Origin of the sequence: Dechloromonas sp. ARDL1, from assembly GCF_051122455.1 — a bacterium.
In the GTDB taxonomy this organism is placed as follows: Bacteria; Pseudomonadota; Gammaproteobacteria; order Burkholderiales; family Rhodocyclaceae; genus Azonexus.
Window position 1 is genome coordinate 626,096 of the sequence record NZ_CP168939.1, and the last position, 18,585, is coordinate 644,680.

The following is an 18,585-nucleotide window of genomic DNA, read 5'->3' on the forward strand; positions in this document are numbered from 1 at the left end:
TCAGAACAACTGATTTCCGAGCCACGACGAATGCGTTGGGAAAGCCGTGGAGGACGGAGTCCGGAACGGATTTCCCAACGCGGCCTCGATCAGAACGGATCTGCTTCGGGTGGATTTCCCCGCTTGCTCTGCTCCCGCGCCTTGATCCTCGACTTGGCCGTTGCCGTGCTGTGCCGGAAGCGAAACGACTCATTCCCGGTCTCGACGATATGGCAGTGATGCGTCAGCCGGTCGAGCAAGGCAGTGGTCATCTTGGCATCGCCAAAGACGCTCGGCCATTCGGCGAAGGTCAGATTGGTCGTGATCATCACACTGGTGTGCTCGTAGAGTTTCGACAGCAAGTGGAACAGCAAGGCGCCACCGGCCTGACTGAACGGCAAATAGCCCAACTCATCGAGGATGACCAGATCCATGCGCAGCAGCCCCAAGGCAATCCGCCCGGCTTTGCCAGCAGCCTTCTCCTGTTCCAGCGCATTGACCAGATCAACCGTCGAGAAGAAACGCACCCGCTTGCTGTGATGGGTAATGCCCGAGACACCCAGCGCCGTCGCGAGGTGGGTCTTGCCAGTGCCCGTGCCACCAATGAACACGACGTTCTGGGCTTCCTCGGCAAAGGAGAGGTCGGCCAGTTGCCGGATCAGCTTCTGATCCACCTTCGATTGTTCGAAGTCGAATCCGGCCAGATCACGATGTACCGGGAAGCGGGCCGCATGCATCTGATAGCCAATCGAACGCATCACTCGATCAGTATGCTCGGCTTGCAGTAGATGTTCGATCAGCCAACGTGAGGCTTCGACACGGCTGCTACCGTTGGCTGTCAGCTCCTCCCAGGCACCGGCCATGCCGTGCAAACGCAGTTCCTTGAACTCGCTCATCAGCTCACGCATGATCAGTCACCTCGGTACGCAAGCGGTCATAGCGGCCGGTATCGGCAATCGGTACTTCGCTGAGGGTGAGTGGCGTTTCCACCGGTGGCGGCATGGGACCCGACTTCAGGCGGTTGAGCATGTTCTCGATGTGCTCGGCACTGGGTAGGCCGGACTCCAGCACCAGATCGACGGCAACCAGCACCGCTTCCAGATCAAACTGCGAAATTGCCGATAGCACTTTGGCCATCACCCGATCACCACCTTCCCGGCGCAGGAGCAAGCTGCGTAATCGTTGCAATGGCTCCGGCATGTCGGCAAACGGCGCGCCATTTCTCAAGGCCCCTGGCTTGCGTTCGATCAGCGGGATGTAGTGCTGCCAGTCGTAGAGGGTTTGCTGCCGACTGAAGTTGCGGGGATGACTGGCCACCCGAGTATCGTGCGCCACAATGTCGATCCGTTCCGGATAAAGACGCAGGCTGACGGCTTGGCCCACCAGTTCGCACGGTACCGAGTAGCGGTTGCGATCCAGCGTCACCAGGCAGGTGCTCGATACCTTGCCCAAGGTTTCGACGTAGCCATCGAAGGATGCGACCATCGGCATCAGGCTCGGTTGTTCGTGTTCGAGCATCTCGGCCACTGTCAGGTCAGCGTACTCGGGATGACGCAATTCCTGCCACAGCCCCCGGCAGCGCTCGAGCAGCCAGACGTTCAGTTCGGTGAATGAACTGAATCGCTCCTTGCCGGCATCCTGCCAGAGACGGAGCCGACTATCCTGGACGTTCTTCTCGACGACGCCTTTCTCCCAGCCGCTGGCGACATTGCAGAAATCCGGATCAAACAGGTAGTGGGAGGCCATCGCCGAGAAGCGCGAATTGACGATGCGGGATTTGCCTTTCTGCACCTTATCCACGGCCGTCTTCATATTGTCGTAGATGCCGCGCCGGGGAATGCCACCCAGCGCCGCAAACGAGCGGGTATGGGCATCGAACAGCATCTCGTGACCTTGCGTCGGATAGGCTTGAACGACAAAGGCCCGACTGGCGCAGAGTTTCAGATGTGAGGCGAGAATCTTGCGCCAGACCCCGCCAATGACCAGATGCTCTTCGCTCCAGTCGAACTGGAAGGCTTCGCCCAACTCGAAGTGGAGCGGAACGAAGGCTTTACTGACGGCTGCACCGCCATCGGCCCGCCAGCGCCGGATGAATTCGGTGACCCGGCAGTAGGTACCGGTGAATCCGGCGGCCTGCAATTCGCCAAACAGTTTCAGTGCTGTGCGCCGATCCCGTTTCGGACGGCGGGCATCCGCCTCCAGTGCCTTGATCAGGCGCGCCGCATACGGGGCAATCTTGATGTTCGGGTTCTGCCGTTCGTACTTCGGCTCCGCCCCTTCCGGTGTCCGTAACCAACGTTTGACGGTGTTCCGGCTATACCCCGTCTTCCGCGAAATCTCGGACAGCGATAGGCCATCCCGATAAAACAACCGCCGAATCCTTCCCAGATCCTTCATGGTGATCATCTCCTAAAATCCTGCTCAAAAAATGAGCGGACGAGTTAATCACCCTGGTCAATTTTCAGCGCGCACACCCCCACTTTTCTGGTCAGTTTTCAACGAGCGTCAACAGGTGGCCATGCCACGACCGCGCGACCCGTCGTCGGCCGCCTTCAACGACCTCAAGCGCGAACTCGGCAGGCTGGTCATGGAGGAGCAGCAGCGTCATGCCAATGATGAAATGAAAATGGCGGCCGTCGACTGAGCGGCGACCAAAGCGGTAGGAAGAGGGTGCTCCTTTAGGACAGTCGGCAGCCCACCTGCAAATTGTCCGGAAGCGCGAGCCACAATCCTCCTTGGTGGAGCCTGCCAGCAATTATTGCTGACAGGCTCTCCTCACTGGGGGCGGGCAGCGCTCTGGTGTCGATGCCCGATCCTCACATGCATTCGCGACCAAGCACTGGTTTAGTGCTCTGCGCCTCGTGGCGGGGGTAACGTGCGTTGTATCCACGGTTTGTAGAACCAATCGGTGGTGTGAAGAAAACTCCTCCATTCGAGTAGTAGGAGAACTGCCTATCGTGAGGATTGATATTTCCAATTTCCTTGTCATTCCAGCAGTTGCTACCTTTGCGCACTTTGAGCTGCATCTCGCGATAACGCTAGAGGAACGATTCGTGGAGGTATGCCTTTCCAGGCGCAGCGTTTGCTGAATTGCACTGGGGGCGTCTCCCTGCTGCTGCAAGCGCTGCTGGCAACGTCGATACCATGATCACCACGGCGTCGTTGAACAACAAGGACAGGTGGACCAATCGACTCGATCTTTAACCTTTGTGTCAGCACAGAGCTTTTTCAAATCTTTGCGATACCAAGGCTGGAACAGCTTCAAGCATCGGCTGCTACCGACAGTTACATAATTCGTAGGGAAATTGCTTGAGAATCCCGATTCTCTGTCCAACCGCGTGGGGCCTACTCTTCCCCATGGATCCTCAGATAGGAGTTGTTTCATGGCTTTGACACAACTATTTGTTCACCCCTTGAAATCAGGCCGTGGCCATGATCTCCAAAGTGCGACAGTAACGGAACAGGGACTGTTTAATGACCGCATCTGGCTCGTGGTGCGTCCTAACGGCAGCCAAATTACAGCCCGCACTCATCACCGTCTGGTGTTGGTACAGGCGCAAGGCAGCGGGGAAGGTGAGTGGCGCTTTAGTGCGCCGGGGCAGGCAACGCTGTATACCGACACCCACCGATTTGCAATCCCACACCGCGCCCAAGTATGGAAGAGTGAATTCACCGCGCAAACCGGCGATGTTGCTGCGGATGCCTGGTTTAGTACCTTGCTCGGCGAGCCGGTTCACCTGCTGTGGTTGGGACAGAGTACCCGCCGATTGCAAGACGGTTCAACGCCTTTGTCATTTGCCGATGGTGCGCCGTTTTTACTGATCAGCGAGGCGTCGCTCGCCGACCTGAACCAGCGCCTGAGCACTCCCATCTCCATCCGTCAGTTCCGGCCCAATCTGGTAGTGGACGATGCCTTTCCCTTTGAGGAAGACGAATGGCATCAAATCCGCATCGGCGAGGTCGTGTTTGAAAAAATCAATCGCTGTACACGCTGTATTTTCATCACTATCGATCCCGATAGTGCATTGCCTCACCCCGATAGGCAGCCACTAACAACCCTGATGCAGTATCGCCGTTTGCCAGAGGGTGTCTGCTTTGGCGTAAATTTGCGTGCCCGTAACAGCGGTATCTTGCACGTTGGCGATTCCTTGGAGGTCGTGCAAAGCTGAGCGCATTCCGCCAGAAATTTTGGCGATGACTCCCTCCGTGATTGTTACGCCCTTGTCCTTTGTTCCGAATAGTCAAAAACATTGGGCTCTGTTTCCTTCAGCCTACCTCACCGTGGGGTTGAGCATTGCCCGGTAGCAGCGATGCTGGCAACGTCGGGATGCCCTGTTGCAAGGCATCCCAGAGGTACAGAGACGCGATGGTGTGATAGCGCTTGCGTGAACGGATCAGATAGGCCGAACGTTGTAAACCTGGTGCTGCAATCGGTTTGGCCAGGTCGACCATGCCCAGGCTGACGGCTGCCATGGCATTCAAAATAGCGGTCAGTGCGCCGTGTCGGGCTGCGTCGCCTAGATCCGACAGGACATCCGATTCAAGATGAATGCAGGGTTTGATGCCGGCCTTGGCAAAGGCGGAATCTATTTGCCGTCGCATCTTGTAATCACTTGGCAGCAATGCCAATTTCCCTTGAGCCAAGCTTGCCAGATCGATGCTGTCACCGTTGTGTGGCGTATTGCCGATGGCCACGAACGGCTCGACAAAGCACTTTGCAATATCCAGCTCGGGATAGGGTTCGGGATCGAATGTCACCGCCAGCTCGAAGTCGCCCCGCAGAACACCGTCAATCAGGGCTTGCGCGCTGCGTCGTCTTAGGGATACCGACAATTCCGGAAAGCGATCCTGTGCCTTCCTGACAACCGGCAAAACCCAGCATTCGCCATAGGATTGAACCAGGCCGATACGTACCAGGCCGCCAAGTTTTTCGGCCCGATCATTACTGCCTCGCAGCACCGCCTGGAGATCGCCAAGGCAAGCCGATATCTGCTGGTGAAGTTTGATGGCCGGCTGCGTCGGTTTGGCGCGCCCACCGCTTCGATCAAACAACTTCAACCCCATCGTTTGCTCAAGCCCGGCGATTTGCTCCGACAAGGCTGGCTGCGAAATCGAGCATGACTTCGCGGCTTCGTTGAAGGTGGCGCATTCCATCGCGGCGCTGAAATAGCGCAATTGGCGGAGCGAGATCAATTCGAGCGGGTCGCGATACTTAATTTTCTCCATAGGAATTTCCGATTTCAATTAGATAAAAAAGCGAATTGACCTAGGTAAATCCTATTGTTGATACTGAGCCCTGTCAATGCATGACCCGTCATGAGTTTCCGATTTGAATTTCTTCTCATTCGACTGTCCGAGAACGAACATGCCCCATATCCGTATAGAAGCTAGCTCAGGAATTATCGATTTAATCGACTGGCCCCATGTCTTGAACCAGCTGCACAGAGAGTTGGCCGGGCAAGGCTGGGCCAAACTGAGCGATCTCAAGTCGCGTATTCATCCCTGCGCCGTCTCGGTATCGGCGGACGCCCCGAGCGCCCAGCAAGTCGTGGCAACCCTGGTGCTGACCAATCCGCGACCGGCAGAAATGCAGCAGGCAATGAGCCAAATGGTTCTCGATCACCTCGGGCGGGCAATCGATGCTGCCGGCCCGGCGCAGTGGGTCCAGTGCTGCGTGTTCCTGCAACCCTTCCCCAAACAGGATTACCTGAAACGACACTGGAACGCTCCGGAAGCGGCGTGATTCGCCACTTCAGATCCGCGAAATGACAAGGCGGACCGCTCATCCTGGATAGCCCTAGTTTTCCCGCAACCCTCGAAGGAAAATCACCATGAAAAACGCAAATACTCCGCTCATCGCCACCGTCGACGGTTCCCGTCGCCGAATCCTGCGCGGTTCGGCTGCGGCCATCGCGGCTGCCGGCGTCGCCGCCGTATCCGGCAATGCCTCCGCCGCCAGCGGCACAGCCGCCATGCCGGGTGGCAAAGGTAAATTTTGGCCGGATGGCATCCGCCTGGTCATTTCGGTTTCGATGCAATTCGAAGCAGGCGCGCAGAGCGAACGAGACAATGGTTCGCCTTTCCCCAACCTGACCGACGATGTCCCCGATCTGCCGGCCCGGACATGGTTCGAATACGGCGCCCGCGAAGGCGTGCCGCGCCTGCTCGATCTGTGGGACAAGCATGGCGTCAAGGTGACCTCGCACATGGTCGGTCGCGCAGTCGAATTGAATCCGAAACTGGCAAAGGAAATCGTCGATCGCGGCCACGAGGCGGCGGCTCACGGGCATACCTGGACGCCGCACTGGAACATGACGCCGGCGCAGGAGCGCGAGTCGTATCGAGCCAACATCGATGCCTTGGTCAAGGCTACCGGAACCCGTCCCGTTGGTTACAACGCATTCTGGATGCGGGGTACGCCGCGCACGCTGGGGATTTTGCAGGAACTCGGATTTACTTACCACATCGACGACGTGTCGGCCGACGAACCGATGCTTACCCAGGTCAATGGCAAACCGTTTGCAATTGTTCCTTACACCTTGCGCAATAACGATATCGCCCGCTTTGGGGCGGAAGGCCCGATGAACGCATCGGCATTCGGCCAGGAGTTGAAGGACGAATTCGACCAACTGTACGCCGAAGCCGGCGTGCGGCGCCGGATGATGTCGATCTCGACACATGACCGGATCGGCGGAACACCGGCACGGGTCAAGGTACTGGGCGATTTCCTCGCTTACGCTAAGAAGCATCCGGGCGTCGTCTTCGTGCGCAAGGATCAGATCGCGAAATGGGCGCTGTCCATGTCCGGCGTACCAAGCAAGTCTTACTGATCGAATGGCCGCTCCCCGGGACGGCGTGCATGCCGTCCGGGGAATTTCCGGCGACAAGGAGCAAGATGTGACTTCAATCGGAAAATCGCTCTACTGGATAGGCGTGGCGCTTGCAGCTTGCACCGCCGTGCTTGCCCTTCAATTCATTGCCAGTGAAACGGTGACTGCCTGGTTCTCGGCCTCGGCCGTCGGCTGGCTTGTCGCGCTGGGCGTCGCCCTCGTGCTGGCACGTCGCCATGGCTTGTTTGCCATTGTCGGCGCGCTGTTCGCCGCCTTGGTGCTTGGCCGTCTCTACGGCACCTTCCGTCCTGAGGGTGGTGCCAATATGACCAACGACCCGTTGTTGCTTGCTGAAACGGGGCCTGGCGTGCCCGGCGTGATGTGGGCCGCGACCGCGTTGGCCTTGGTGCTGGTCCTATGGATCGCCGATTTCATCCGCAGCAACCGGAAAAATACCCCCTGGGGGCCAGTAAGCGATGAAACATGGGGCCTGTTTTTCATACGGAACTATGTCGGCATGATGTTCATCGCACACTTCAGCGGTCATATCTTTGCGGGGCCGGCCCAGTTCGCCATTTTCGAAAGTTATTTCGGCAGTATTGGCCTGCAACCGGCTGCGGCCATGGTCGTGCTCGGCGGAATCTCCGAAGTGGTCGCAGGGATCGGTTTGTGTCTGGGGCTATTTACGCGCTTTGCCGCCTTGATCGGTGCGTCCTTTCTGTTCTTCTCGATGCTGTGGGGCGAGCACTTTCCCATCGGCTATATCTGGATTCTGCCCAATGGCGGATGGGAATTCGGGATTTTCTGGGCGGTCATGGTCGCGGTATTCGTGGTGCTCGGCGGCGGGACGCTGTCGCTGGACCGCATTCGTCGCGCCGGAAAGCACGGTGCGGTGGCGCTTCACCAACCGCTCTCTTAAGGCACAACATGAATATCGTTATTTCAGACGACTATCAGGACTGCATCCGCAATCTTTCCTGCTTCAGCAAACTGGATGGACATCAAGTGAGCATCCATCGCGATACGCTGACGGACGAGGCGGCGATCGCCGAACGTTTTGCGCAGGCCGATGTCGCCCTCCTGGTGCGTGAGCGCACCCGCATCACAGCCAGTCTTCTGGAGCGTTTGCCCAATCTGAAATTCATCAGCCAGACCGGGCGGGCCGCGAATCATGTCGATCTGGCGGCATGCACGGCACGCGGCATTCCCGTCGCCGCCGAAGGTAGCGCCACCCATGCCGCCGCCGAACTCGCCTTTGGCCTGCTGCTGGCCAGTGCGCGGAATATCGTTGTCGAGGCTGAACGGTTCAAGTCCGGTCAATGGCAGACGACACTGGGCGTTTCGCTGCGTGGCCGCACCCTGGGCATCGCCGGCTACGGCAAGATCGGTTCCACGGTAGCCGGCTTCGGCAAGGCTTTCGGCATGAAGGTCATGGTCTGGGGCGAGCGCCCCGACTCAAGCCGGCGCGCTCGGGAAGATGGGTTCGAGGTGGTCGCCGATCGGCGGGAATTCTTTTCCCGTTGCGATGCGCTCAGCATTCATCTGCGCCTCACGCCGTCGTCGTGCGGGATGATCTCGGCCAGCGACCTGGACTTGATGAAGCCGACGGCCATTCTGGTCAACACCTCGCGCGCCGAAGTGATCGCGGAAGGCGCCTTGGCGTCCGCGCTCCAGGCCGGCCGCCCCGGGTTCGCGGCAATCGATGTCTATGAGCGCGAACCCATTCATGGGGCCGACCACCCCTTGCTCAAGTTGCCCAATGCCTTGTGCACCCCGCATATCGGCTATGTCGAGCGCGATACCTACGAGGCGTATTTCAATTTCGCCATCGAACAGGCCTTGGCCTGGGAGCGTGGCGAACCGATGAATCTTCTCAATCCCGAGGTCTGGGAGCGGCGTAGAACGGCTTGATCGTTCGCTGCCGATTCACCCTGCCGGCTATACGAATAGTCCGGCTTCCTGCTGATCCGTGTTATCCAGTCTGGCAATTTCCCTCAAGTTCTATGGAGACAAAAATGAAAAATCAAATATCGCGCACCGCGTTCGGCCTTGCCGGCGCGGCATGCTTGCTGCTTGCTTCCCCCGCGCAGGCCCAGGATGTCGTTCGCCTGGGTAATCTCAAGCTGGCGCACTACGGCGCCGTGTCGTACATGAAGGACTATTGCGGCAAATACGGCTTGAAGGTTGATGAGCGCATCTTCCTCAAGGGGACCGACATGCTGCCGGCGATCATTTCCGGCGATCTCGATCTCGCCGCATTCGGTTCCGAAGCGGCTGTTTCCGGGCGCTCCAACGGCGTGCCGATTTATGCCCTGGCCGGTTTTTCGACCGGTGGCGCGCGGATCATTGCCGGTGCGGACAGCGGCATCAAAAGCATGAAGGACCTGAAAGGCAAAAAAGTCGCCGTGACGCGCGGCACGGCCCTGGAACTGATGCTCTACGGCGAACTGGAAAAGGCAGGTCTGACCTGGTCGGAGAAGCCTGGCAAGGATGTGCAGATCGTCTTCCTCGCCTTCGCCGATCTCAACAACGCCTTGCTGACCAAGCAGATCGATGCGATGAACCAGGCCGAACCGCAGGCGACCCAGGCGCTCAGCAAGAAAATCGGCATCGAGATCACCAAACCCTACAACTCGCCGATGGGCAGCCCGTCGCGCCTGCTGGTCATGACCGAGAAGATGTACAAGGAAAAGCCCGACGTGGCGCAGCGCGTCATTAGCTGCTTTGTCGATGCGACGGTCCAGTTCAACAAGGACATGGGATTGGCCGAAAAGTACGTGCGCGAACAACTGTTCAAGGGGCAGCTGACGTCGCAGGACTTCAAGGATGCGATGGAGAATGCGCAATACACCTACGATGTGACCTTGGACCATGTCGACGTGATTACCGGTTACATGGCGAAGTACGGTGCCGGCAAGATGGGCAAACCGCCCAAGGCGTCGGAATGGGTGAAGCTTGACCTGCTGCAAAAGGCCAAGGCCGACCTGAAAGTGAAGTGAGACGGCGATGCAGAAACTGAAAGACTTCGCCCAAGGCGCGCTGGTTCCGGTACTGGTACTCATCCTGTGGGAAGCTTGCTCGCGAGCCGGCCTGTTCTCGGCCGTCGTGATGCCGGCCCCCACGGCGGTCGCCGCCAAATGGTGGGCCTACCTGCTCCCGGCGCAAGAACAGGAAATCGGCCAATCCTGGCTCGCCTGGCTGTTCTCCGGCGAACTGCTGCACGACGCCTACTCCAGCCTCTACCGCGTCATCGCCGGCTTCCTCATCGGCGCCGGTCTGGCCCTGCCGATCGGTCTCCTGATGGGCGCCAGCAACCGCATCTACGCCCTGTTCAACCCGCTGATGCAAATCCTGCGGCCGATCCCGCCCATCGCCTACATCCCGCTCGCCATCCTGTGGTTCGGCCTGGGCAACCCGCCCTCCTTCTTCCTGATCGCCATCGGCGCCTTCTTCCCGGTCCTGATGAACACCATCGCCGGCGTGCGTCAGGTCGACGGCATCTACCTGCGCGCGGCACGCAACCTCGGCGTTGGCCAATGGACCATGTTCACCCGCGTCATCCTGCCCGCCGCCACCCCCTACATCCTGGCTGGCGTACGCATCGGCATCGGCACCGCCTTCATCGTCGTCATCGTCTCCGAAATGATCGCCGTCAACGACGGACTCGGCTTCCGCATCCTCGAAGCCCGCGAATTCATGTGGTCCGACAAGATCATCGCCGGCATGATCACCATCGGCCTGCTCGGCCTCTTCATCGACACCGCCGTCAGCCGCCTCAACAACCACCTGCTGCGCTGGCACCGCGGCCTGGAGCACTAAGCATGAGCAGCCCCATCCTGATCAACAACGTACAGAAAATCTTCAAGACCCCGGGCAAGGACGTCGTCGCGCTAAAAGACATCAACCTCACCATCCAGCCCGGCGAATTCGTCTGCCTGCTCGGCCCCTCGGGCTGCGGCAAATCCACCCTGCTCAACGCCGTCGCCGGCTTCCAGCCCCCCTCGGCCGGCGAGATCACCATCGACGGCCGGAAAATCCTGTCACCCGGCCCGGACCGCGGCATGGTCTTCCAGGAATACGCGCTCTTCCCGTGGATGACCGTCGGCCAGAACATCGCCTTCGGACTGGAAGTCCAGAAAAAGGACAAAGCCGAAATCGACCTGGTCGTAAACCAACTACTCGACCTGCTGCACCTCAAGGACTTCCGCGACCGCTTCCCGAAAGACCTCTCCGGCGGCATGCGCCAGCGCGTCGCCATTGCCCGCGTACTCGCCCTCGACTCACCGATCATGCTGATGGACGAACCCTTCGGCGCGCTCGATGCGCTGACCCGGCGCAACCTGCAGGACGAACTGCTGCGCATCTGGGAAAAGCTGGGCAAGACCATCCTGTTCGTGACGCACTCGATCGAGGAATCGATCTACCTGGCCGACCGCATCGTGGTCATGACCTACCGGCCGGGCACGGTCAAGCGCGACCAGCGGGTGGCCATGCCACGACCGCGCGACCCGTCGTCGGCCGCCTTCAACGACCTCAAGCGCGAACTCGGCAGGCTGGTCATGGAGGAGCAGCAGCGTCATGCCAATGATGAAATGAAAATGGCGGCCGTCGACTGAGTCCAGCACAAGCAAGCCGGATGACGGCGGGCTGTGGGTAAAACGAAGTGGGGGCTGTTTCGCCCAGACCAACGAGAAGCCCAAGCCCGTTTGCCGGAGCCTGTCAAAGCAAGGTTTTTGACGGGCTCCGGCCTTTGTCGTTTTGATTGATGTCTTTCGCTTGTGACGGCGCGCTTGGGGGGGCGACCTTCGTCCGGCCTGCGCAGCTGGGCAGCCTATCCCGGAGGCGCTCTTTCCAGCGAATACCGGAGTACCGCGGTCGCCGTGACGAAAAATCTGAATCTTCCTGTCATGAAAATTGGCTATCGCGAAAATTGCAGTTTTCAATTTCCCTGTCATACCCATGGTCGCTAGCCTGAATGGGCAACACCTCACAACAATCCCAAAGGAGCGATTCATGGAACATATTCCCTTTTTCACACGGCGTTTGCTCAGTTGTGCCGGGCTGTCCGCCGTATTGCTTGTCGCTACGCCGCCGCTACAAGCAGCCAATACCATGGCGAACAAGGCGCCATTGACCAACAAGGATTGGTGGCCCAATCGACTCGATCTTTCGCCGCTGCGCCAGCACAACGCCTCTTCAAATCCGATGGAAGAGGGTTTTGACTATGCCAAGGCGTTCAAGACGCTGGATCTGAATGCGGTAAAGAACGACATCAAGGCGACCCTGACCACTTCGCAGGACTGGTGGCCGGCTGACTATGGCAACTACGGCCCGTTCTTCATTCGCATGGCCTGGCACAGTGCCGGCACCTATCGCACGCTGGATGGTCGCGGCGGTTCGGATGGCGGCCAGCAGCGTTTCGATCCGCTCAATAACTGGCCGGACAACGTCAGTCTCGACAAGGCGCGGCGCCTGTTGTGGCCGGTCAAGCAAAAATACGGAGCGAAGATTTCCTGGGGAGACCTGATGGTGCTGGCGAGTACCGTAGCCATGGAGTCGATGGGCATGAAAACCTACGGCTTTGCGGGTGGCCGGGCCGACGACTGGGAGCCAGACCTCGTCTATTGGGGGCCGGAATCGAAGTGGCTTGGCGACGAACGCTATCACGGCGACCGCAAGCTCGAAACACCGCTTGCCGCCGTGCAGATGGGCCTGATTTATGTCAATCCGGAAGGCCCCAACGGAAACCCAGATCCGCTTGCCGCCGCCAAGGACATTCGCGATACCTTCGGTCGCATGGGGATGAACGACGAGGAAACGGTGGCCCTGATCGCTGGTGGCCACACGTTTGGCAAGGCGCACGGGGCGCATGACCCGGAGAAGTGCCTTGGCGCGGACCCGACAGGTGCCCCGCTCGAAGATCAGGGCTTGGGTTGGAAGAACAGATGCGGCAAGGGGAATGCCGAGGATACGATCACTAGCGGTCTGGAAGGGGCCTGGACCTCCAGTCCGACGGCATTCACGACCCAGTACCTGTCCAATCTCTTTTCATGGAACTGGGTTCGTTCAAAGAGCCCGGCGGGCGCCATCCAATGGATTCCGTCCGACCCCGCGGCGGCAGCGCTGGTTCCCGACGCGCATATCAAGGACAAGCGTCACGCGCCGATCATGTTTACCACAGACATGTCGCTGCGTTTCGACCCGGCCTACGAGAAGATTTCGCGACGCTTCATGGAGAATCCGAAAGAGTTCGAACTGGCATTTGCCAAGGCCTGGTTCAAGCTGACGCACCGTGACCTCGGCCCGCGTTCCCGTTATCTTGGTGCCGATGTGCCCAAGGAGGCGCTCTCCTGGCAAGACCCGGTTCCAGCGCTTAACCACAAACTGATCGATGGGCGAGATGCGGAGACCCTGAAGTCGCGCATTCTTGCCTCGGGGCTCGGCAACGCGGAACTGATCCGTACTGCCTGGGCATCGGCCGCTTCCTTCCGCGGTTCGGATATGCGTGGCGGAGCGAATGGCGCGCGCGTTCGCCTGTCGCCCCAAAAAGACTGGGCGGCCAACACGCCTGAAGAGTTGAGCAAGGTACTAGGCAAGCTGGAAAGCATCCAGAAAGACTTCAATGCGGGTCTCAAGGGCGGCAAGAAGGTTTCGCTGGCCGACGTCATCGTGTTGGGTGGATCGGCGGCAATCGAATCGGCGGCCAAGAAGTCCGGTCACAACGTCAAGGTGCCGTTCTCGCCGGGACGTATGGACGCCTCGCAGGAAAGCACCGATGTCAATTCGTTTGCAGTGCTTGAACCCAAGGCCGATGGCTTCCGCAATTACTACAGCAAGGAAGCGCGCCTGTCTCCGGCGGAGATGCTGGTCGAAAAGGCCAACCTGCTCAAGCTCAGTGTCCCGGAAATGACCGTCCTGGTCGGCGGATTGCGTGCCCTCGACGCCAACGCCGGCGGGGTCAAGCACGGGGTCTTTACCGCTAATCCCGGAACGCTGACTAACGACTTCTTCGTCAATCTGCTGGACATGTCCACCGTCTGGTCCAAGGCGTCGTCAGAAGGTCTGTACGAAGGGCATGACCGCAAGAGCGGCAAGGTCAAGTGGACCGCGACCCCGGTCGATCTGGTATTCGGCTCCAACTCGGAACTGCGGGCAGTGGCCGAATACTACGCCGGCGACGACGCCAAGGAGAAGTTTGCCAAGGACTTCGTCAAGGTTTGGGCCAAGGTCATGGAACTGGATCGTTTCGACAAAGATGCCGGAACGGCTCGACGCCCGTAATTCGTGCTCCAGGCGCCCTGTCTTAACCGGGGCGTCATGCCCTCCGGAAAACCCGGAGGGCATGACGAAAGGGATCGAAACGAAAGGATCGAAATTTCCCCGTCCTGTTGGCTCTTTCGTGCCGAGGCCTGAGTCGCACAACGAACAGGCCGGCGGTTCGCTGTTGATGCGGGTCTCCGAGTTGTCCACGACACGGCCGGCAGGGGCAAGCGTGATCGGCGCCATGTGCCGCCGCCGGGATGACGCGGGAGGCCGTCGACTGAGCGGTACGCAAACCGGTAGGATGGCGGCGTGAATAACTCGGACGCCGTCATTCGCCCCCACCGTACCCTGTGGCTATCCCTGGCCGCCTTGCTTGTCTGCGTGCTGCTCGGCTGGCTGGCCTACCGCCTGCTGCTGAACAGTCATCTGGACAGCGAGCGGCATCTGGCGGCGCAGCGCCTCGATGCCTTCGCCTTGTCGATCGAAGCTACGCTGGCCCGGCACGAGTCGCTGCCCGGCCTGCTCGCGCTCGATCCCGCATTGGCCGCGCTGCTCCGCGAGCCGAACGATCCCCGGCGGCAAGCTGCCGCCAATGCCTATCTCGAGGCTGCGCAGCAGGGGGCGTCGGTTGCCGTGGCCTTCCTGATCGACGCACGGGGCAAGACGCTGGCCGCCAGCAACTGGCGCCTTCCGCGCAGCTTTGTCGGCCACAACTACGCCTTCCGCCCCTATTTTCGCGATGCGCTGGAAGGCGGATTCGGCCGTTTCTATGGTGTCGGTGTCACCACCGGCGAGCCGGGGTATTTCCTGGCGGCATCGGTGCGCGAGCAGGGCCGGGTGCTCGGCGTCATCGTCCTTAAGGTCGGCCTGGAGAGCATGGAGCAGGCGCTGTCCGGCGTTGGTGACACCCGGCTGCTGGCTGACAGCGATGGTGTCGTCTTCCTGGCATCCGAGCGCATGTGGCGTTACCGTGCCCTCGCGCCGCTGAACGAGGCAGTCAAGGCGCGGCTCGCGGAAACGCAGCAATACGGCAGCCAGCCGGTGCAACTGCTTGCCGACAGAGCCATCGAAATCGACGGCGGCGAACTGCGCCGCATCGCTTTGCCGGGCGAGATGGCGCGCGAGCGGATGATCCACGCCCGGCCGGTCGGCAGCCTGGGTTGGCAGATCGTCCAGTTCGTCGATACCGGCGAGGCGCGTGCCGTGGCGCTCGGCGGCGGGATTGCCGTCGCCTTCGCCGCCGCCTTCCTGATCGGCCTGGCCGCCCACTTCCGGCATCGCCGCCAGCGCCGGGAGGAGTTGCGGCGTGTCTACGCGGAGCTGGAACAACGTATCGCCGAGCGCACGGCCGACCTGACGGAGCAGGTGGCCGCGCTGGAGCGCACCAAGGCCATCCTGCGCGAAACCCGCGATGCTGCCGTACAGGCCGGCAAGCTGGCAACCCTGGGCCAGATGTCGGCCGGCATCAGTCACGAACTCAACCAGCCGCTCGCCGCACTGCAGACTTTTGCCGACAATGCCTCCGCCTTGCTGGCGCGCGGCCGTACCGAGGAAGTCGCCGAAAACCTGCGGATGATTTCCGATTTGGTCGGGCGTACCGGACGCATCGTCCGCCAGCTCAAGACTTTCGCCCGCAAGGAGGCGGCGACGCCGCAGGCGGTCGGTGTTGCCGCCGCCATCGAACATGCCTTACTGATCGTCGAGCCCCGCCGGCGCGAGATCGGTGCGCGCATCGCCATCGTCCCGCCGCCGACCGATCTGTGCTGCGTGGCCGAAGCCGGGCGCCTCGAACAGATCCTGGTCAACCTGCTGCGCAACGGGCTGGATGCCATGGCCGGGCTGAACGAACCGACGCTGGACGTATCCGCCAGTATCGAGGGAAGCCAGGTCTGCATCGCCGTGCATGACCACGGGCCGGGCCTCAGCGACGAGGCGCGCTCGCACCTGTTCGAGGCCTTCTACACCACCAAGCCGGCCGGTGAAGGACTCGGGCTGGGGCTGGCCATTTCGCTTACCATTGCCGAGAGTTACGGCGGCACGCTGAGCGCGCACAACGCCCCGGACGGCGGCGCCATTTTCGTGCTCCGTCTGCCCGCCGCAGGAGAAAACCATGCCGCATCTAACGCTTGAATACACCCGCAACCTGGCCGACTTCGACCCGGTGCAAGCCCTCGCGGCGCTCAATGAAGCGATGTTCGATTCAGGCCTGTTCGGCGAATCCGACATCAAGAGTCGCGCCCTGGGCCTGGACGATTTTCAGGTAGGTGTCCACGATACGCCACGCGCCTTCGTCCATGTCCGGGTGGCCATGCTGTCCGGTCGCACCGACGAGGAGCGCAAGGCGCTGGCCGACAGCCTGCTCGCTGCGCTGACGCCGCTCGTCGCTGGCCAGAAGGTCGGTGAAGTGCAGCTCAGCGTCGAGACGGCAGAACTGCATCGGCCGAGCTACGCCAAGGCGGTGCTGCATGGCTGAGCCGCTCGTCTTCCTGGTCGAGGATGACGTGGCCGTCCGCAAGGGGTGTGAGCAGGCCTTGTCGCTCGCCGACATTGCCGTGCGCGGCTTTACCAACGGCGAAGCCATGCTCGTCGCGCTGGCCGCCGCTCACCCGGCGCTGGTTGTCAGCGACGTGCGCCTGCCAGGCAAGGATGGCCTGGAAGTGCTGCGCGAGGTCCGCCGTTTCGACCGCGAACTGCCGGTGCTGCTGATGACCGGTCATGGCGACGTGGCGATGGCTGTCGAGGCCATGCGCGAAGGGGCGCACGACTTCATCGAAAAGCCCTTTCCCTCCGAGCGCCTGATTGCCGCTGTCCGCAGCGGGCTGGAAAAACGGGCGCTGATCGTCGAGAACCGGCTGCTCAAGGAGCGCATCGCCGGCCAGGGCGAGGGCGGCGCCGGGCGCATTGTCGGCCAGTCGCCGGCCATGCAGCGCCTGCGCCAACTGGTCGGCACCCTGGCGCCGACCGGCGTCGACATCCTGATCAACGGCGAGACCGGCAGCGGCAAGGAGGTCGTCGCCCGTGCCATCCACGAGGCCAGCGGCCGGCGCGGCGCCTTCGTGGCGATCAACTGCGGGGCCTTGCCGGAGACGGTGTTCGAAAGCGAGTTGTTCGGCCACGAGGCGGGCGCCTTCACCGGCGCCGGCAAGCGGCGCATCGGTCGTATCGAGCATGCCGGAGGCGGCACGCTGTTTCTCGACGAAATCGAATCGATGCCGCTCAATCTGCAGGTCAAGCTGCTGCGCGTGCTGCAGGAACGCAGCGTCGAGCGCCTGGGCAGCAATTCGGCTATTCCCGTCGATTGCCGGCTGGTTGCCGCCAGCAAGGCCGATCTCAAGGCGCTGTCCGATGCCGGCCAGTTCCGCGCCGATCTTTATTACCGTCTCAACGTCGTCAGCCTTGACCTGCCGCCGCTGCGCCAGCGCCGCGAGGATATTGCCCTGCTCATGGCGCAGTTCCTGCACGAGGCGGCGGAACGTTTCAAGCGTCCAGTCGCCACGTGGACGCCGGCCGACCTGGCGCGCTGGTCGGCACATGACTGGCCCGGCAATGTCCGTGAACTGAAGAACGTGGCCGAGCGCTGGGCGCTGGGCATGCCCGATGCGCTGGGAACTGCCGCGACGCCGGCGGCTACAGCCATCTCGCTGGCCGAACAGGTCGATAGGGCGGAGCGGAGCATCATCGAGGCCGCACTGCGCCAGTGTGCCGGCAACGTGGCGCGCACCGCCGAATGCCTGCAGACGCCGAAGAAAACCCTCTACGACAAGCTGACGCGCCATGGCATCGTCGCCGACAGCTACCGGTCGGAATGAGCGACGGAAACCCTGTTTCCTGGCCCGACCGGGTGCGTCAGGCGCTGCTTGCCGTGGCCGATGCGCAGCGGGCACCGGCCATGCAGGCCTACCTGCGCGGCCAATTCCCGTTTTTCGGCATTCCCACGCCGCTGCGCCGACAGGCCGTGTCCAGCCTGATCAAGCCGCGCCAGACGGCGGCCGAACTCCTGGCCAACGCGCGCGCCCTGTGGGCCATGCCGGAGCGGGAGTGCCAGTACGTCGCCGTCGATCTGCTGGCCCGTCAGGTTCGTCAGTTGGGCGAGGGCGATCTGGCGACCCTGCTCGAACTGGTCCGCTTGCGCTCGTGGTGGGATAGCGTCGATGGCCTGGCCGGCGTCGTCGGCGATGTCGTCCGCGCGGCGCGGCGAACCGATCCGGATGCGCAGCGGAGCATGGATTCTGCACTGGCTGACGGCAACCTGTGGGTGCGCCGCGTCGCCATGCTGCACCAGCTCGGCTGGCGCGGCGAAACCGACCGCCGGCGCCTGTTCGCCTATGCCGAAGCGCTGGCCGGTGAAGAGGATTTCTTCATCCGCAAGGCCATCGGCTGGGCGCTGCGCGACTTCGCGCGCTGCGAACCACAGGCGGTGCTCGATTTTCTGAACGCTCCGGGGCGCGTACTGTCATCCCTGAGCCGCCGCGAAGCGGCCAAGCACCTTACCGGCCTGAACTGACCAAGGAGC

The 18,585-nt window shown here is 61.2% G+C and carries 17 protein-coding genes; 14 read left to right on the forward strand and 3 right to left on the reverse strand.

Annotation, left to right across the window (positions count from 1 at the left end; all coding sequences use genetic code 11):
- Positions 1–89 precede the first annotated feature (89 nt).
- Both istB and istA read right to left on the reverse strand, forming a co-directional pair.
- On the reverse strand, positions 90–890 hold the full coding sequence (gene istB / locus AB6Q56_RS03055) for an IS21-like element helper ATPase IstB (protein ID WP_434517117.1): 801 nt from the start codon (positions 888–890) through the stop codon (positions 90–92).
- A complete protein-coding gene (gene istA, locus AB6Q56_RS03060; RefSeq protein ID WP_434517118.1) occupies positions 880–2,376 on the reverse strand; it encodes an IS21 family transposase in 1,497 nt (498 codons plus the stop codon). Before istA ends, istB begins: the two co-directional genes overlap by 11 nt.
- Before the next feature lie 121 nt (positions 2,377–2,497).
- Between istA and AB6Q56_RS03065 the strand changes: the two genes are divergently transcribed.
- Both AB6Q56_RS03065 and AB6Q56_RS03070 read left to right on the forward strand, forming a co-directional pair.
- A complete protein-coding gene (locus AB6Q56_RS03065; protein WP_434515720.1) occupies positions 2,498–2,623 on the forward strand; it encodes a hypothetical protein in 126 nt (41 codons plus the stop codon).
- A gap of 739 nt (positions 2,624–3,362) precedes the next feature.
- On the forward strand, positions 3,363–4,148 hold the full coding sequence (locus AB6Q56_RS03070; protein ID WP_434515721.1) for an MOSC domain-containing protein: 786 nt from the start codon (positions 3,363–3,365) through the stop codon (positions 4,146–4,148).
- Positions 4,149–4,245: 97 nt separating this feature from the next.
- On the opposite strand, the gene AB6Q56_RS03075 is transcribed toward AB6Q56_RS03070, so the two are convergent.
- The gene (locus AB6Q56_RS03075; RefSeq protein ID WP_434515722.1) at positions 4,246–5,205 is read right to left on the reverse strand and encodes a LysR family transcriptional regulator; all 960 of its coding nucleotides are present in this window, start codon (positions 5,203–5,205) and stop codon (positions 4,246–4,248) included.
- A 202-nt stretch (positions 5,206–5,407) separates the two neighbouring features.
- Here AB6Q56_RS03075 and AB6Q56_RS03080 point away from each other — a divergent pair, with 202 nt between their 5' ends.
- From AB6Q56_RS03080 to AB6Q56_RS03135, 12 genes are all read left to right on the forward strand, one after another.
- Entirely contained in the window at positions 5,408–5,722 is a 315-nt protein-coding gene (locus AB6Q56_RS03080; protein WP_434515723.1) for a hypothetical protein, read from the forward strand.
- Between the two features lie 88 nt (positions 5,723–5,810).
- Positions 5,811–6,809, forward strand: coding sequence for a polysaccharide deacetylase family protein (locus AB6Q56_RS03085; protein ID WP_434515724.1), 999 nt, complete (start codon positions 5,811–5,813; stop codon positions 6,807–6,809).
- A gap of 67 nt (positions 6,810–6,876) precedes the next feature.
- Entirely contained in the window at positions 6,877–7,728 is an 852-nt protein-coding gene (locus AB6Q56_RS03090; RefSeq protein WP_434515725.1) for a DoxX family protein, read from the forward strand.
- Between the two features lie 8 nt (positions 7,729–7,736).
- A complete protein-coding gene (locus tag AB6Q56_RS03095) occupies positions 7,737–8,720 on the forward strand; it encodes a D-2-hydroxyacid dehydrogenase family protein (protein ID WP_434515726.1) in 984 nt (327 codons plus the stop codon).
- Positions 8,721–8,824: 104 nt separating this feature from the next.
- Positions 8,825–9,808, forward strand: coding sequence for an ABC transporter substrate-binding protein (locus AB6Q56_RS03100; RefSeq protein WP_434515727.1), 984 nt, complete (start codon positions 8,825–8,827; stop codon positions 9,806–9,808).
- A 7-nt stretch (positions 9,809–9,815) separates the two neighbouring features.
- Positions 9,816–10,628, forward strand: coding sequence for an ABC transporter permease (locus AB6Q56_RS03105; protein ID WP_434515728.1), 813 nt, complete (start codon positions 9,816–9,818; stop codon positions 10,626–10,628).
- A 2-nt stretch (positions 10,629–10,630) separates the two neighbouring features.
- The gene (locus tag AB6Q56_RS03110) at positions 10,631–11,425 is read left to right on the forward strand and encodes an ABC transporter ATP-binding protein (RefSeq protein ID WP_434515729.1); all 795 of its coding nucleotides are present in this window, start codon (positions 10,631–10,633) and stop codon (positions 11,423–11,425) included.
- Between the two features lie 496 nt (positions 11,426–11,921).
- Complete coding sequence (katG, locus tag AB6Q56_RS03115) at positions 11,922–14,090, forward strand: catalase/peroxidase HPI (RefSeq protein WP_434517122.1); 2,169 nt, start codon at positions 11,922–11,924, stop codon at positions 14,088–14,090.
- 291 nt (positions 14,091–14,381) lie between these two features.
- The gene (locus AB6Q56_RS03120; RefSeq protein ID WP_434515730.1) at positions 14,382–16,202 is read left to right on the forward strand and encodes a sensor histidine kinase; all 1,821 of its coding nucleotides are present in this window, start codon (positions 14,382–14,384) and stop codon (positions 16,200–16,202) included.
- A complete protein-coding gene (locus AB6Q56_RS03125) occupies positions 16,183–16,545 on the forward strand; it encodes a 5-carboxymethyl-2-hydroxymuconate Delta-isomerase (protein ID WP_434515731.1) in 363 nt (120 codons plus the stop codon). Before AB6Q56_RS03120 ends, AB6Q56_RS03125 begins: the two co-directional genes overlap by 20 nt.
- Positions 16,538–17,881, forward strand: coding sequence for a sigma-54-dependent transcriptional regulator (locus AB6Q56_RS03130; protein WP_434515732.1), 1,344 nt, complete (start codon positions 16,538–16,540; stop codon positions 17,879–17,881). Before AB6Q56_RS03125 ends, AB6Q56_RS03130 begins: the two co-directional genes overlap by 8 nt.
- The gene (locus tag AB6Q56_RS03135) at positions 17,878–18,576 is read left to right on the forward strand and encodes a DNA alkylation repair protein (RefSeq protein ID WP_434515733.1); all 699 of its coding nucleotides are present in this window, start codon (positions 17,878–17,880) and stop codon (positions 18,574–18,576) included. The genes AB6Q56_RS03130 and AB6Q56_RS03135 overlap by 4 nt, the downstream gene beginning before the upstream one ends.
- The last annotated feature ends 9 nt before the right edge of the window (positions 18,577–18,585 follow it).